Source organism: Fibrobacter sp., from assembly GCF_045601785.1.
Taxonomy (GTDB): domain Bacteria; phylum Fibrobacterota; class Fibrobacteria; order Fibrobacterales; family Fibrobacteraceae; genus Fibrobacter.
In genome coordinates this window covers 1-15,441 of sequence record NZ_JAZSAF010000040.1, presented here as the reverse complement: position 1 = coordinate 15,441, position 15,441 = coordinate 1, and the positions used below count along the sequence as shown (strand labels likewise).

At 44.7% G+C, this 15,441-nt stretch carries 13 protein-coding genes and 1 CRISPR repeat array; of the genes, 6 read left to right on the top strand and 7 right to left on the bottom strand.

What is annotated here, in order from left to right:
• Window positions 1–2 precede the first annotated feature (2 nt).
• The 5 genes from ACKI61_RS05795 (at window position 3) to ACKI61_RS05775 (ending at window position 5,994) form a co-directional block, all read left to right on the top strand.
• Complete coding sequence (locus ACKI61_RS05795; RefSeq protein WP_407456815.1) at window positions 3–1,211, top strand: M18 family aminopeptidase; 1,209 nt, start codon at window positions 3–5, stop codon at window positions 1,209–1,211.
• Between the two features lie 24 nt (window positions 1,212–1,235).
• Entirely contained in the window at window positions 1,236–3,011 is a 1,776-nt protein-coding gene (locus ACKI61_RS05790; protein WP_407456814.1) for an NPCBM/NEW2 domain-containing protein, read from the top strand.
• Window positions 3,012–3,141: 130 nt separating this feature from the next.
• Window positions 3,142–3,879 carry a tetratricopeptide repeat protein gene (locus ACKI61_RS05785; protein ID WP_407456813.1) on the top strand — a complete coding sequence of 246 codons (738 nt, stop codon included), beginning with the start codon at window positions 3,142–3,144 and terminating at the stop codon, window positions 3,877–3,879.
• A 74-nt stretch (window positions 3,880–3,953) separates the two neighbouring features.
• Complete coding sequence (locus ACKI61_RS05780; protein ID WP_407456812.1) at window positions 3,954–4,601, top strand: hypothetical protein; 648 nt, start codon at window positions 3,954–3,956, stop codon at window positions 4,599–4,601.
• Window positions 4,602–4,917: 316 nt separating this feature from the next.
• Entirely contained in the window at window positions 4,918–5,994 is a 1,077-nt protein-coding gene (locus ACKI61_RS05775) for a hypothetical protein (protein ID WP_407456811.1), read from the top strand.
• 26 nt (window positions 5,995–6,020) lie between these two features.
• Here the strand turns inward: ACKI61_RS05775 and ACKI61_RS05770 are convergent, their stop codons facing one another.
• The 5 genes from ACKI61_RS05770 to ACKI61_RS05750 form a co-directional block, all read right to left on the bottom strand.
• Window positions 6,021–6,227 carry a helix-turn-helix transcriptional regulator gene (locus ACKI61_RS05770; protein WP_407456810.1) on the bottom strand — a complete coding sequence of 69 codons (207 nt, stop codon included), beginning with the start codon at window positions 6,225–6,227 and terminating at the stop codon, window positions 6,021–6,023.
• Window positions 6,228–6,461: 234 nt separating this feature from the next.
• A CRISPR array of direct repeats spans window positions 6,462–8,301; the repeat unit is 48 nt; unit sequence GTTGTGAATTGCTTTCAGATTTTCTAGTTTTACTAGTGCAATGACAAC.
• Between the two features lie 108 nt (window positions 8,302–8,409).
• A complete protein-coding gene (gene cas2, locus ACKI61_RS05765) occupies window positions 8,410–8,742 on the bottom strand; it encodes a CRISPR-associated endonuclease Cas2 (RefSeq protein WP_073058180.1) in 333 nt (110 codons plus the stop codon).
• 1 nt (window position 8,743) lies between these two features.
• Window positions 8,744–9,640 (bottom strand): type II CRISPR-associated endonuclease Cas1, encoded by an 897-nt coding sequence (cas1, locus tag ACKI61_RS05760; protein WP_407456809.1) that lies wholly within the window; start codon window positions 9,638–9,640, stop codon window positions 8,744–8,746.
• Window positions 9,641–9,653: 13 nt separating this feature from the next.
• Entirely contained in the window at window positions 9,654–13,844 is a 4,191-nt protein-coding gene (gene cas9, locus ACKI61_RS05755) for a type II CRISPR RNA-guided endonuclease Cas9 (protein WP_407456808.1), read from the bottom strand.
• Between the two features lie 281 nt (window positions 13,845–14,125).
• Window positions 14,126–14,296 carry a hypothetical protein gene (locus ACKI61_RS05750; RefSeq protein ID WP_407456807.1) on the bottom strand — a complete coding sequence of 57 codons (171 nt, stop codon included), beginning with the start codon at window positions 14,294–14,296 and terminating at the stop codon, window positions 14,126–14,128.
• 39 nt (window positions 14,297–14,335) lie between these two features.
• Here ACKI61_RS05750 and ACKI61_RS05745 point away from each other — a divergent pair, with 39 nt between their 5' ends.
• A complete protein-coding gene (locus ACKI61_RS05745) occupies window positions 14,336–14,524 on the top strand; it encodes a hypothetical protein (RefSeq protein ID WP_407456806.1) in 189 nt (62 codons plus the stop codon).
• A gap of 155 nt (window positions 14,525–14,679) precedes the next feature.
• Here the strand turns inward: ACKI61_RS05745 and ACKI61_RS05740 are convergent, their stop codons facing one another.
• Window positions 14,680–14,988, bottom strand: a complete 309-nt coding sequence (locus ACKI61_RS05740; RefSeq protein WP_407456805.1) for a type II toxin-antitoxin system RelE/ParE family toxin — start codon at window positions 14,986–14,988, stop codon at window positions 14,680–14,682.
• Complete coding sequence (locus ACKI61_RS05735; RefSeq protein ID WP_407456804.1) at window positions 14,989–15,234, bottom strand: type II toxin-antitoxin system prevent-host-death family antitoxin; 246 nt, start codon at window positions 15,232–15,234, stop codon at window positions 14,989–14,991. It lies immediately after the preceding gene.
• Between the last annotated feature and the right edge of the window lie 207 nt (window positions 15,235–15,441).

Genomic DNA, 15,441 nt, shown 5'->3' with positions numbered 1-15,441 from the left:
ACATGGATTTCTTTGAATTTTTGAATTATGCGGTCACTCCTTACCATACGGTAGACAAAATCAGGCAAATTTTGGCCACGCCGAGCGATAGCGTGAAAATTTTTGAGCGGGGCGGCGCCCTTATCGCGGTGCGCCTGCCAAAGAAAGTTTGTCTGGACTCGCACTTTAGGATAGCCCTTGCCCATACGGATTTTCCGGCACTCAAGATCACCCCGAATCCGGACCGTGCCGCGGCAGGGGTCCAGACGCTGCACCCCGAAATCTACGGCAGCCCCATATACACAAGTTGGTTGGACCGCGACCTGGGCTATGCGGGGCTCATCGCCTATGAACTTGGCGGAAAAGTCCAGACAAAGCTGTTCCGTGGCGATAAACTTGTCCGCATTCCGCAACTGGCAGTTCACCTGAACCGCGGCGTGAACCAGGACGGGCTCAAGGTGAACCCGCAAACGGACCTGAATGCCCTGTGGACGGCGGCATGCGGCGCGAAGTTTGCCGACATGCTGCAGCGCGAGGTTCCGGCAGGCGGTCACCTGTTGGACTTCGATTTTCAGCTTTTTGACGCACAGCCGGCAAACCGGGGCGGCCTTCAGGACGAGTGGATCTATTCGGGTAGGCTTGATAACCTGAGCAGCTGCCATGCGATTGCCGAGGCCTTTGCTGCGGGGAGCGCGCTGGAGAACGACTTCCAGGTGGCGGCCTTCTTCAACAACGAGGAGGTTGGTTCCGAGACCCGCGAAGGTGCCGCCGGCAACTTCCTGAAGAGCGTATTGGAAACATCATTGCGAGGGAGTGAAGCGACCGAAGCAATCCATTTGGATTGCATGCTTGCGGCAAGCCTTGCGCTCTCCATTGACATGGCGCATGCGGAACACCCGAACTTTGTGCAGAAGCACGAAAGCAACCATGCCCCTGTATTGGGTGGCGGTGTCGTGTTGAAGGTGAATTCGCAGAAGCGTTACGCAAGCGACGTGTTTTCCAATGCTCGGTTCAAGCTTATTTGCGAACAAAGTAAAATTCCGTATCAGACCTTCGTGATGCGTAACGATATGCCTTGCGGCTCTACGGTGGGGCCTGCAATTTCTGCCAGTCTTGGGATTCCGACGGTGGATATTGGCGAACCCATGCTCAGCATGCACAGCATCCGCGAAATGACGGCCGTTGCAGATCACGAAAAAATGACAAGTTTGGTCTCTGCGTTCTGGAAGTAACCCTAAATAACTAAATTTACCTTTATGCGTTTACCGAAAGAGTTCTCGTTCAAAAGTCTAGTGATGGTCATGCTTGAAAAAGTCAAGGGTTGTTTCCAGAAGGATTCCTTTGCTTTGTGGGGGCTGCTGGTCATTTTGCTCAATTTTGTGATGCTTCACGGAATCGGGTTTGCCTCTGACTTGACATTCTGGCGGCATTGGATTAACGACTTGCAGATGGGTGTTGCAAACTTTACCGGCAACTACCCCCCGCTCTATGTGCTGTGGCTCCGCGTGGTTGGCGTCATCTACAAGGTGACTGGCCTCAATATGGACCTGGAATACGAACTCAAGCAGTTCTGCCTTTTCCCGGTCATCTTGGCGCACATCTCGCTTGCGCACTTTGTGTGGCTTCGCATCTGGAAGCGCAGCTGGCTCCCTGAAGTGAAAACCATCGTGATGCTTCTGGTGGTGGCAAACCCGGCGTTTTACCTGGACGGCCCCATTTGGGGGCAGGTCGATGTGCTGCCCGTGACGTTCTGCGTGTGGGGACTCTGGTACGCCTCTCGCCCCAAAACTTACGCAATAGGCATGGCGCTCTTTATGCTTGGGCTCTTGACGAAGTTCCAGATGATCATGTTCCTGCCGGTATTCGGTGCACTGTCGCTCCGTTACCGCAGGGTGATGTGGAAGGGGCTTCTTGCGATGGCTGCGGCCTTTTTGCTGGTGTTCCTGCCGTTTATTTTAGCGGGGAATTTTAGCAAGGAATTTGCGCAGGCCTACTTGAGCACGATCGACGAGTACCCTTACGCATCGATGAACGCGGGTAATTTGTGGATGGTTTTTTCGGGGAACATGACGCCGCAATCGAGGCCGATTTTTGAATGGGCTCCTTCGTTCATGAATCCTGGGCTCCTGGGAAAGATTTTGTTCGTGGTCGTTTCGGTGGCGGTGATGGCTCTCACCTTCTTTAGACGCCTGCCCGTTTCGCGCATTATGTCGCTTGCGGCGCTGAATGCTTTTGCGTTCTTTATGATTCTGCCCTGCATGCACGAACGCTACGTGCTCGCGGCGGCCGTGGTTGCCATTGCGGGTGTCGCCTGCAAGAATCGCCCGGTCGTGATCTGGGCGGTGCTCCTTTCGATGGTCGCCTTCTTGAACATTTCGATGATGACTTCGATTCGCGGAAGCGCTCTCTGGTTCTGGATAGCCATGGCAGGCATCGTGGTGATGTTTGCCTACATGGTGCATGTATTTGCTCCGGCTGCGCTCGACAAGGCGCTACAGGTTTGCTCCAAGGTAAAGCTGCCTGCGCTTGTGCCGTATGTGCTGTTCGTGCTGATCTACGCCGTTGACGTGGGCGCAAGCTACCTGCAGCAGGCAAAGACCGCCTACCATTTGAAGAAGGGCGAAATGTTTATTTACGACCTAAAGCTTTTGCACCAGGAACAGGGTTACGGCAGCACGCACATAGGCAAGTCAATCGACGACAATCCGCTGCATGTGAACGGCCGGCTCTACCTGAGCGGTATTGGGACGCACGCCCCCTCTAGGCATGTCTACAGGCTCCCCGAGAAGGCGAGCCGCTTTACGGTTATTTGCGGAATCGACGACGAATCGGGAAACGGCGTCGTGGACTTTATCATTGAATTGGATGGTAAGGAAGTATGGCGCAGTGGCCGCATGGAAGGCCGCATGTCGGCTGCCGCGGAAATCGATGTGCGCGGTGCGAAAAAGATCGCGCTCATTACCGACGAGATGGGTTCCAAGAACTTCGACCATGCCGACTGGGTGAACCCGGTGGTGTTCGTTGAAGAATAAGTAAAGGTCTCATGGGCCAAAATGCAAGCTTGGTCACGCGCCAGGCTTTTTTGTATATTCTTGCTATGTAGAAGGGTTTTCTACGTCATTGCGAGCCCGTGAGGGCGAAGCAATCTATGGAAGAAAGAAAATGCGTTTTTTATTGATTTGTGTATGTCTGCTGTCGGTAGCGCTTTTTGCGCGGCCCATAAATGACGGCAATAAACTGTTCAAGAACGGCGACTATGCCGGAGCGCTCGAAAAGTACATGAAGGCCCGCGAGGCCGAACCCGCGAACCCGCTTTTGTTCTACAATATCGGAACTTGCCAGTACAGGCTCGGCAACTACGAAGAGGCGAAAAAGGAACTTGAAAGCGCCGTGCGCATGCCCGATAAGGGTATGGCGGCGAAGGCTGCCTACAACTTGGCGAATACGCATTTCCGCATGGGCGAAAAGGCGGCCGAAGGTAGCGAACGCATTGCGGCCTGGCGCGAATCGGTTGCCTACCTGAAAAAGGCGATTGATCTCGACAACAACTTTGAAAACGCAAAGAAGAACGTAGAAATCGTTCAGCGCAAACTGAAAGAAGAACTCGACAAGCAAAAGCAGAATCAGGATCAAAACCAGGACCAGAATAACGACCAGAAACAGCCGCCGCTTTCCGAGAAGGCGAAGGAAGTCCTGGCGCGTGCACTCCAGCTTTGCAAGGATGGCAAGTATGCCGAAGCGAAGGAAATGCTCGAGAACCTGATTGCCGAAGACGAGACCGCGGGCCAGCTCAGCGGACACGTGCAGCGCATCGACGATGTCATTGAAATCAAGGCGGGCAGGAAGCCCAAGGCGAAAATTGACGCGAGCAACACCGACAACGACCTGGAGGTAATCTGATGAAAATTCAGAATTCAGATTTCAGACTTCAGAATTGTCATTGCGAGCGGAGCGAAGCAATCCATTTTTGCGGTATGATGTTCCTTGCTGTTTTGCTATTGTCGGTGGCGGCCATTGCCGCACCCAAGTCGGCATCTGCCTACTACAGCGATGCGGCGTTCCAGTACATCGAAAACCGCCTGCCTTCTGCCGAAATCACCTGCAACGAGGGCCTGCAATACTACCCGAACGACCAGAAACTGCAAATGCTCCTGGACCGCATTCACGAGGCCAAGGACGAGCAGAAGAACGAAAACAAGAAAAACGACAAGAATCAGGATAATAACCAAGACCAGAATCAAGATCAGAACCAGGATAAGGATCAGCAGGATCAAAACAAGGATCAGCAAAACCAAGACCAGAATCAGAATGGTGACGGGCAGTCCAGCAGTTCTGAATCTGACCAGAATCAAGACCAGAACGGTAGCGAGTCCAGCGACAGCCAGGGGGCCGAAAGCTCCGACAGTAACGGTGGCGGTGCCGGCGAACAGCCCGAGCAGCAGCCCGAAGGCGAGTCGAGCGATAGCAACGGTGGCGAAGAACCGCAGGAACAGCCCGTGCAGATGGGTGAGATGAGCCCCGAAGAAGCCGCGCAGCTCCTGAAGGATTTTGACGAACAGAACGGCGAACGCAAACCCTGGAAACCCATCCGCGGGCAAGCACGACCTGTCAAAGACTGGTAAGGGTATCAAGCGAGAACCCACTTGTGGGTTCGCATTTGATACCCGCAAGGTCTTGCGCTTGTAAAGCGCAATGATTGGTAAGGCGAGCGCCGCAGAAAAATGCTTGCATTTTTCTATGGCCGAGCCGCCGAGTCTTGCGCTCAACGAGCGCAACGACTGGTAAGGCTGGCTTTTGATACCCGCAAGGTCTTGCGCTCAACGAGCGCAATGACTGGTAAGGCATTCACATGTCATCCCGGCTAACCACTCACATGTCATCCCGGCCTTGTGCCGGGATCACCTTTTTTCCTTAAAAGAATATATTATATTCAAGGGTATGAGAAATCTTGCCCTTGCCTTTGGTTTCAGCGCCCTGCTGGCTGCAGGCTTTGTTGCTTGCGGTGACGATTCGTCGGCGAGTGCAGTTGATACACCTTCGAGCGAAAGCGCGCTCCTGTCGAGTTCCTCCGATGTAGATTCGTCAAGTTCCACGCAAATCTCCTCGGAATCGAAAACATTTTCATCATCGGTCGAAAATGAGGCGCGGAGTTCGAGCGATGCGCTTTCTTCGGGAAAGCAGTCTGGTTCTTCTGAATCTGCTCCGGTATCCTCTTCGTCCGTTGTGTCGGAGGGTTCTTCATCGAGTGAGGCGCTTGCGTCTTCTGACGATAACGATAGCGACGACGGCAAGTGCACCGATTGCGACAGCTACACCGCGGCAGACCCCGAACTCACCGAAAACGGCGGCAAGGGTTCCGTGACCACCTACGGGAGCATCACGGCAAAAGAAACGAGCCTCGGTGGCGCCTGCAACTACGGACAAACTAACATACAGTACTACGCGGCCATTCACGTGAATGTGTCCCCCGGCGATGAAAAGGGCCCGTGGAATGGCGGCGCGGCCTGTGGCGGCTGCGTGCGCGTGAAGGCGAAAACACCCGACGGCTGGAAGCATGTGACCGTGCGCATTACCGACCGCTGCCCCGATGCTGATTGCGGCGTGGACCTGGGCGGCGCCCCTGCCGCTGACATCATGGGAAATCAGGTGGGCCGCTACTATGGCGAATGGGAATTCGTGAGCTGTGAGGGCGTCGACGGCGTGTGGGGCGATTCAACGTCGCTCTGGGTCAAGGAAGGTGCCAGCGAATTCTGGAGCATTATCCAGGTGCGCAACCCAAAGGACATGGTAAAATCCATCGCCATCTACGGTGTCGACACACGTGACTTCTACGAACTAGAAATGGTTGTGGGCACCGAAAACTTCTGGACCGTTCCTGAGGCCGTCTTAAAGACCGGCAACCGCTACCGCGTCGTTGTAACTTACCGCACCGGCACCGACGACGAATGGAAAATCAAGGGCTCTGACCTCGCAGTACCCGAGGCCAACCTGTACCTATACGAACATAGGGAATAGGCTAGATCAACTATACTTGACTTGTCTTAATCATATTTGACTCGCTCCTGCAGGGTGATGACGAAACCGAGGATTTCAAGAATTTTAGAAAGTATGCTGATGCTCGGATTTGCGCTTCCGTTTTCGATTGCGCTCACGGTGCGCAGGCTGACGCCCGCCATTTCCGCAAGGTCCGCCTGTGAAATCCTAAAGTATTTGCGCCGTTGCGCTATCTGTTCTCCAAGATTCTGCATCTATTTATCGCTGTTTTGTGTTTAAAATGTGTAATATATTGCGTGTTTTCGATATGGCAGTTTTCATCGCAAGATGTCTAGACGAGGCATCATAAATATAAGCTCATGATTGTTGGAAGGCAAGAGGAATGGAATTTCTAGAATGTTTGCGGTTTTTGGTTGCAAAATAATCAAATTATATTAGTTTTACTAGAGCAATAACAACTATCTAGCGGCTTCGCATAGACAATTTTTGTTGTGAATTGCTTTCAGATTTTCTAGTTTTACTAGTGCAATGACAACACTCTGCCCGGGCATCGTCAAGGACAACACGTTGTGAATTGCTTTCAGATTTTCTAGTTTTACTAGTGCAATGACAACTCATACGAGGCTCATAACCAAAAGGCTCATGTTGTGAATTGCTTTCAGATTTTCTAGTTTTACTAGTGCAATGACAACATTGCAGTGGCGAATACCAGGAATGGCGAGTTGTGAATTGCTTTCAGATTTTCTAGTTTTACTAGTGCAATGACAACTTTCGGAATCGGCGTTATCGTATCCCTCGTGTTGTGAATTGCTTTCAGATTTTCTAGTTTTACTAGTGCAATGACAACAAGTCATACGCAATGATGGTTAAACGCCAAGTTGTGAATTGCTTTCAGATTTTCTAGTTTTACTAGTGCAATGACAACGCTATACCTATTATAACAGAGCCTATGCCCGTTGTGAATTGCTTTCAGATTTTCTAGTTTTACTAGTGCAATGACAACTGGAGCGCACAAGCGTGCGTGCAGGATGGAGTTGTGAATTGCTTTCAGATTTTCTAGTTTTACTAGTGCAATGACAACGTCCAGTGGAGTATTCGGCCATCCACACGGGTTGTGAATTGCTTTCAGATTTTCTAGTTTTACTAGTGCAATGACAACTTGGGTTTTTGAATACGGCGAAGGGCTGGAGTTGTGAATTGCTTTCAGATTTTCTAGTTTTACTAGAGCAATAACAACCGGACTTCATCCGCTCCTACGCACGCAACAGTTGTGAATTGCTTTCAGATTTTCTAGTTTTACTAGAGCAATAACAACACGGCGGCAGCAGAACCGACATCACCAAGAGTTGTGAATTGCTTTCAGATTTTCTAGTTTTACTAGAGCAATAACAACCGACGCTGGCGAATGCTGGGAGGCCACCGAGTTGTGAATTGCTTTCAGATTTTCTAGTTTTACTAGAGCAATAACAACGAAGATCGGGAACGGCAGAATAGCGTTCATGTTGTGAATTGCTTTCAGATTTTCTAGTTTTACTAGAGCAATAACAACGAATTTGAATCTGCACCGAACCAAGTCCATGTTGTGAATTGCTTTCAGATTTTCTAGTTTTACTAGAGCAATAACAACCATACGTGGGGTACTTGTTCGACCAAATCAGTTGTGAATTGCTTTCAGATTTTCTAGTTTTACTAGAGCAATAACAACCATCCTGGAAGAACTGACAGACGGTCAAATGTTGTGAATTGCTTTCAGATTTTCTAGTTTTACTAGAGCAATAACAACGAAGTACGGCATTCACTACACTTACCGCAGGTTGTGAATTGCTTTCAGATTTTCTAGTTTTACTAGAGCAATAACAACGCATACCAACAAGCGTTCTTCCACGACTTAGTTGTGAATTGCTTTCAGATTTTCTAGTTTTACTAGAGCAATAACAACCCAAATCTTCAGAAGATAAGCCGGACGCAAGTTGTGAATTGCTTTCAGATTTTCTAGTTTTACTAGAGCAATAACAACTTGACAAAGTTTCCTGACCCAGCTTATCAAGTTGTGAATTGCTTTCAGATTTTCTAGTTTTACTAGAGCAATAACAACACAGAAAATCAACACACACACATCTACTCAGTTGTGAATTGCTTTCAGATTTTCTAGTTTTACTAGAGCAATAACAACTAGACCATGCAGTGTTGACATTAAGAGCTGGTTGTGAATTGCTTTCAGATTTTCTAGTTTTACTAGAGCAATAACAACCGGTAACCGTGGGAGTCAAGACCACCATAGTTGTGAATTGCTTTCAGATTTTCTAGTTTTACTAGAGCAATAACAACTGATTTGTTGTAACTGAATAAGTGTCAATGAGTTAGTTGTTAAATCGAAATAAAGAAAAAATCGACTTTTCGAAGCCGATTTTTTCGTTTTTAGGGCATTTTTTGTGATTAGAAAAGCTCTAGTTGGAGAGCGGGCTTGGGTAAAGGTTTTTCCTTTTTTCCGTAAAATACTTGAATTTTCCCAAACTGTTTATCGGTAATGCAAAGAATGCTGACAGACCCTTTGGGGGGCATAAAACTCTTTATGCGAGCAATGTGGACCTCGGCGTTTTCAACCGAGGCGCAGTGCCGAACATAAATGGATAATTGAAATCTTGAAAAGCCGTCTTTCAAGAGATTTTTTCGAAACAGCGAATGGCGTTGCCGTTCGATTTTTGTTTCTGTAGGTAGATCAAAGAAACATAGTATCCACATAATTCGATACTCGCTAAATCGATCCATCCTACACCTCAGGATAGATTAGTTTCTTTGTGACTCCCATATAGCATTTGGCGAGCGATGCCGTTGTTGTTGCAACGGCGTTCATTAAAGGCCTTCGCTCTCCATTGATAAAACAATCAAGAACAGGAATTTGCAGGATTTTTGCTTTGATGTCGGTAGACAAATCCTTTGGATATTCTTTAATTTCAGTCAGGATATCTATGGCTAGTTTGTCTACAATCGGTCGGTAGGGCTCCATTATATCATCTGCAAGGCAATACGCATTGTAACGATTGTGATGATGGATGCCCAATGTCGGTAATAGCCCGCTGGAAACTAAAGCTCTTGCAACGACTCCTCTCAAAATGGCGTATCCATAATTCAACATGTTGTTTGGTGGAACTCCATTTCTATCACGGACAAAATCAGAAATGTCGAGAAACATCTCTTTCCAGTAGTATGCTGCAGCAACGGCTTCTCGATTATCAACGTCTCCACTTCGTACGGAGTTTGCCCAAGCTGTCATATTGCCTATTTCGGCGTTTCTTGTGGCCTTCAAGATGGCTGCTTGATTCAAAATTTTCTGTTGGACCGTTTGTTGCCATAGTTGCTTTTTTAATGGAAGAGATGCTTCTATCTGTGCTTGGAATCTTTCGCTTTGCAAGGTGTTTCCGGAAAGTGGTAGTAGTAGTCCCGATGGCAAATGAGTCTTGTCGCAGTTGATTATTGCACAATTGTTTTCTAGTAAGGCTCCGAGCAAAGCGTTGGTCACTGTAATTTGGGGTGAATCAAGGATTATGTATGCAATGTCTTCAATAGCCGCAGTGACGATTTCGTCGTCGCGTTTCTTAATGACAAGCTGGTTGTCCTTTAGGCTTAAATACGCCTGATTCCCAAAATATAATGTCCGTTTAATCATAGGCTATACCCATTTAGTATTCACCTACAGACACAATTTGACCAATATGATTTACACGAACCTTTACAATGCCGTTTAATAAACTTAAACCACCACGTTTCCACGTTTTTCCCAAAAGCTTTTTGTTGTCGTTTAGCATCGTTTCTTGATGATGTCTAAAGAAATAGTCTCTGGTTGTAAATTTTTGTACCCTATACAAGTTTGGACTAATCAATGCATTATTCTTTGAATCTAGTAAGTCGATTTTTTGCGGGTCAAAACCGGTTTCTTGATTCGGGAATACAAAGAATTCATTTTGCTTCATTGTGAACAGGAATTGCCATCCTAGCTCTTTGTTGTATTCTTTGTCAATGATTGGTAATCCCTTTGTGGCTCGTTGCGTCGCTTCGTAGAACGAAACGATATGTTCTTGCAAATTGCCGTCTGCATCCTGGAAAATCGCAACATGGTGATTGTTACCAGTATTCACGAAATCATGTCCTTTTCGCAGGGCTACAGCATTGTTTACAGCACGAATAGTAACACTCTTAATAGAAATTCCTTTTTCTTTATTCAGCCAAATAGGGTTATCCATTAAATTGTCAAAAGCTTTCTTTGCATCGTTATCGTACTCAGCTAAACGATCAAGTAATATTTGCTTTATTTTTCCATCAATCACTTTTTCAATAGATTTAGCGTCTTTGAAATTTTGTGATGAAACTGCTTTACGAATAGTATAGGTCGTTTCGTATGATTTCGTTGTTACAATTTCCGGAATCTTTGTTGTGTGCATTTCGTCCAAATAAATAGGCGATTTTGCAAGTGCATTTTTCCCCGTAAACGCTTTCTTAGCATCACCATTAAATGCATTTAGCCTTTCGAGCAAAGCATCTCGATATTTGGCATTGCATACTGTTGCTATTTTTTCAGCAGTAAATTTTGCATCAATCTTTTCAGATTTTACATTTTCAGCCTGATAGCTTCCGTAAATAGACTCGTTGTGCAACTGTCCACGAGGTGTTAAAGTTTGTTGCTGATTTAACTTTCCATTTTTACCCTTACTGATATTTGTATTTCGTGTTACAACCTTATTTCGCGCCTTAATTGAGATAAGGGTATTTTCCAATTGCTCTTTTGCCTGTGCGCGGAATTCATCCAACGGAATCGGAGGAATGAAACAAAGTTTCCCCTTTTCGTTCCGGTAAAGTTCTTTTTGTTCTATAGTAGCTTCAATCCTTTTCACATCCGCAGGGTTTATATTGCTTAAATCATAATCCGCCAAATCTATGTATTCCTGTTCTGATTTAGGTACACGAGCATTTAAATTGTTCAAATATTGAATATAGCTGCGTTTGGTAAATGCAATCGTTAAAGCGTCCATCGCATGATGACGGTGATCATTTCGTTTTGTCCAATCAATTATCTTATGAATGGTTCTGCCGTCTTTGTCCTTGAAGGCTTCTGTAAGTCCCTGCTTATTATATTTATCCCAATTTAATTCCTGCATAACATCAACAAGTTTCCAATCTTCACGAAGACGGTCTGTGATGGAACCTGTTGTAGGAACAATAAATTTTACAACGTCTTCAAGCATTTCTCGAGCTTTCTTCGCGATGTACTGAGAATCGCGTAAATCACGTTCAATAAAACCAGAAGGAATATCGGCTTCGTGCATTAACAAATTTTTGTATTTCGCCTTGCTAATCATTCCTTCATTGTACATTTTGTCTATACGAGACTTGTATTGTTCTGCGCCATTTTCTCCATATTTAGCGAGAACAAAATCATAAGCGGTAGAGTTGCTTTTCTCAATGTTGGTTTGCCTTTTTTCAAGCGTTTTGTTTGCAAACGAGTCGTCAAAACGCTTTGCCTGGGGAATTATATGTTCAATATCAAATTCCTTACTGAACAGTTTTTCTTGAGGAATATACGTGTCTGAATAAAGAGTTTTGAAACCATTTGATTCTAGTTCTTTATACAGTCTATAGCGAAGTAAGTCATTTTTGCTAGGATGTTCCAAACCGAATTCATTTATGAGAATTTTTCTAAAATCATCATAATCAGCCGTACTTTTCTTAATGGCGTTAGTCATTTCCTCCCGTTCTTTGGCGCTCTTCTTCAATTCTCTTGCTAATTCAATTCGAACTTCGTCTGGTTTCCCATAAGTGTCAATAATTGAATTGACAACATTTACCATCTGGTTCAAAATTTTTTCAACAACAGGATTCCTTAACGAGTTCATTGGAAGCGCGTCTAAATGATCTTTATAGACCTTATTTGCCAACTCCTCACGAGTGAGAGAACGTTTTGAGTGTTTGTATCCTGCGGATGCACAAGCGTCGCTATACATTTGACCTTGTTTCATGAAAGGCAAAATCTTTTTAATTGCCTTTGCCGAAAGACTTCCATAAGCGTCTTCAAAGGTAACGCTAGCTAAAATGGCTGCATAGTCTTCTTCCATGTTACAAAGATTTCCAATCTTTGCAATGAGATTTCTGTTGCCAGTAATAGACTTGTCATCTTGGAATGAATATAATAGGTGCCAAAGTTTGAATAAAGGCTGATTTTCGAGTTCTGGAGTTGTCAATGAGGAATTGTAACTCAAGAAGTCTGTTCTGATTTTCAATTTTTCGAATGAGTTCTGAACGGTATTAAAGATTTCTTTTGCAGGCATCTTTTGGAAGTTGAATTCTCCGTAACCACTCATTTCGATAATACGTTGATAAGCATCAAATAATTTTGATTGAGTCTGGTTTCCTTCTAGTTTATCGAAGTTTAAATCGTATTCACGGTATTCCTTGTTAAATAGAACTTTTAACGCATCTGATTTGCTTAATTGCTCCTTTACATTCAGTTCAGCAAATAATTTCTCTTTTTCGTCTTGCTTTAATGCGCAATACTCGCCAGTTTCCTTGCTTGTTAGCATCAAATTGTTTAGAACTTGCCATATACGAAATTCTTGAAAAATTGGAGATGACGCGGGAATAACTTTAGGTCCCGATGAAACAGTTTTTGTTTGCCCATCAATAGTTCTATTAACTTTGCGACCTTCCAGTTCACAAATGCTGATTAAATTTTTTTGTGATTTAAGAGGCCTCTGATAGAATATAGTAATATCGCGAATTTCGTGCTTTAGTTTGGGAGTCAATTCCGGATGAAATTTTACTTGCGTTTCCCAAATCGTCTCAAATTCATCTAAATAGTCTTGACGATAGAAGACCTGATTTTTAAGACTGTAGTTAGGATTCTTGGCTAATTCATTCATTTGGAACTGTCCAACAGTCAAATGATTAATTCGTAACTCCTTACTGCGATCCCCAATATTTCCGAGATAACTACTTGTTCCACTTTTTTGACCATTGATATTTTGAAGAACAATTGCTAATTCCTCTAGCCCAATCTTTTCAGAAAGAGCATTCACTCGCCATTCGTAGTCTTCTTTTTTTTGGTCGAATCCCTTTGTTGATCGTTTAATGCCAACAATGTTGAACGGCGTCTTGCAAATAGCCCATGTAGCAGATTTATTTTTCCCTTCTACATTATGCTTTAAGGATTCGGTCAAGACATCTGGATAGAATGTTTTTTGAAAACTCCAAATTTTATCAAATTCCGTTTGCAAATCAGATGGATAGAATTCTGGTTCGTAGCGTTTACCTTGATTGAACAAGGAAAGGACTAGTTGACCAGGAGTTAAATTTTCATTATAGAGTTTTTCAGCAATAGCCATACCGTCAATCAGGGAACCCTCGTCAGAAGACTTTGCTTTTCGATTGCTCTTATAACCTCTTTTTTTGTTGATCATCAACAATACGCGTGCAAATTCTGTTAAAGAAATCTCTTCAGAGGCTGCTTTGGCTCTTAATCGATAGGTTTCAAATGTTGTGCCGTTTCCTTTTTCGGCAAGAATCGTCGAATCGTCAATAAAGCCATGTTCCTTGAGTAGTTTTCTTAGATGATCTCTACGTAATTTATAACGCTGTAAATTACGTCGCATAGAACGGCTTTGTGTTCGCCCTGCATTGCAGGAAATGCTTTTTCCTCCGTTAAAATCTGCTACAGCATCCATGCAGGCTTTTTTTGATGCTGTATTTACAAAATTGTCGAAGCTGATGGTTCTTACGCCTAATTTTACAATAGAAGATTTTTCGCCTTCCTTTTCCGCTTCATTCACCACTGCCCAACCAATCGAATTGGTTCCCAAATCAAGTCCAAGAATCTTTTTCATTTGATTTCCTTTTTATTTCGTTACTCAAAATAATCAATTTTGAGAGAAAAAGTAAGGATAAAAGGGCTTTTTTTGAAAAAAATCGGCGATTTTTATGGAAATACAGGAAAGAATAAATTATTAAATATAGATTCTTATTGTGACATATAATGACATCTCAAATTTTTTGTGTGATTTTTTGAAAAAGAGAAAAAATGTGTTGACTTTCTGTATTTCTTTATGTATATTATTGTCAAATCTGAAAGCAATTCACAATAAGGATTATTCCGTTGTGAAAACATTTAGAGCGGCGCTTCATTCGAGGCGTCGTTCTCTTTATTTTTGAGCAGTTTGAAAAGTTTTTCGCGAATCCCTTGCCAATCATTTCTTTTTGATTTATATTTATAGTGCTCAAAAGAGCAAAACTCTAAAACGGATCGCCACGCTTCTTTGAGGCTCGCGATGACGAACATTAAGCCCCGCCTTTTTTATGCATGTAGGCGGAGGGAGGAATGATGAAGAATGTCGGTTTGTTGCCGTCGGGTGAAGTTGACGGCGAGAAGAACGAAATCATCGTGTATCAGCCGGAAGGGGGCGAATTTCACATCGAGGTTCGCGTGGATCAGGACACTGTTTGGCTGACGCAGGCGCAAAATCGTGCAAAACGAGTGTCGCAAAATCAAGCTTGCTTGATTTTATGACCGAGTTGCAGCCGATTGCACATAGTGCAAATGGCGGAGCTGTTCAATACGGACTGAACTTCAATAAATCGGCATATTTGCAATATTTTTCAGACGCAGGAATTGTATGAAAATTCAACTTGTGCAAAAATTGCACAGGTTCGTTGTAACCAACATCACAATCCCAAAATCCTTAGGTAGTCCATCCGGCTATCCAAAATTCGAATGACAAAAACTTTATCACGTCCGTTCCGGTAAAAGACCAAATACCCGCTGACAGATAGGCAACGATACTTCGTCAAGCTATTTACCTTACCTCTTAACGAAGGGCCGATCTCGGGGAAAACGGCTAGGTTGTCAATGGCGTCAAGAATTTCAATGACCTTTTCATTCGCCGCTTTAGGGCTGCCTAGCTCGGATTCTATATAAGCGTTGATGCCGTCTAAATCTTCGACGGCTTTTGGCGAAAATACGATGGAGGGCATCTAGACCTCGTATTTTTTCCGCACATCAGCGGCGGAAAGCCATCGTCCCTGTTCGGCGGAGCGTTCGCCTTCGGCAAGAGCCTTCTGTAACGTCAGTTCGGCGACCATGCGTTCGTATTCCTTGATGTCTATTACAACGTAACAACCCCGGCCGTTCTTGGTCAAAAAGACTGGGGAATCTTCGGTCACGTTCTGAAGAACTTCGTTATAATTGCGCAAATCAGAAACTGGCAAAATACAGGGCATGGGGAACCTCCTTTCCTAAAATACAAAATTTTAAGAATAATTACAAGTAAAATTCAACGAAATACGTGCCGTATTGCGAGTTTTCTGCCTTAAACCAATGCTTTTCAAGCATATCTAGTTATGAAAATAAAGTATTTGCAATATCTGAAAAAAGAGGTATATTTGAACATGTAAAGACTTCAACCGAGAGGAACCTATGAAAAAAGT

Bases quoted from the DNA above. Each gene is read 5' to 3' on its own strand.
- ACKI61_RS05795 (WP_407456815.1), top strand. From the start codon at position 3: ATGGATTTCTTTGAATTTTTGAATTATGCGGTCACTCCTTACCATACG.
- ACKI61_RS05790 (WP_407456814.1), top strand. From the start codon at position 1,236: ATGCGTTTACCGAAAGAGTTCTCGTTCAAAAGTCTAGTGATGGTCATG.
- ACKI61_RS05785 (WP_407456813.1), top strand. From the start codon at position 3,142: ATGCGTTTTTTATTGATTTGTGTATGTCTGCTGTCGGTAGCGCTTTTT.
- ACKI61_RS05780 (WP_407456812.1), top strand. From the start codon at position 3,954: ATGATGTTCCTTGCTGTTTTGCTATTGTCGGTGGCGGCCATTGCCGCA.
- ACKI61_RS05775 (WP_407456811.1), top strand. From the start codon at position 4,918: ATGAGAAATCTTGCCCTTGCCTTTGGTTTCAGCGCCCTGCTGGCTGCA.
- ACKI61_RS05770 (WP_407456810.1), bottom strand. From the start codon at position 6,227: ATGCAGAATCTTGGAGAACAGATAGCGCAACGGCGCAAATACTTTAGG.
- cas2 (WP_073058180.1), bottom strand. From the start codon at position 8,742: ATGGATCGATTTAGCGAGTATCGAATTATGTGGATACTATGTTTCTTT.
- cas1 (WP_407456809.1), bottom strand. From the start codon at position 9,640: ATGATTAAACGGACATTATATTTTGGGAATCAGGCGTATTTAAGCCTA.
- cas9 (WP_407456808.1), bottom strand. From the start codon at position 13,844: ATGAAAAAGATTCTTGGACTTGATTTGGGAACCAATTCGATTGGTTGG.
- ACKI61_RS05750 (WP_407456807.1), bottom strand. From the start codon at position 14,296: ATGTTCGTCATCGCGAGCCTCAAAGAAGCGTGGCGATCCGTTTTAGAG.
- ACKI61_RS05745 (WP_407456806.1), top strand. From the start codon at position 14,336: ATGATGAAGAATGTCGGTTTGTTGCCGTCGGGTGAAGTTGACGGCGAG.
- ACKI61_RS05740 (WP_407456805.1), bottom strand. From the start codon at position 14,988: ATGCCCTCCATCGTATTTTCGCCAAAAGCCGTCGAAGATTTAGACGGC.
- ACKI61_RS05735 (WP_407456804.1), bottom strand. From the start codon at position 15,234: ATGCCCTGTATTTTGCCAGTTTCTGATTTGCGCAATTATAACGAAGTT.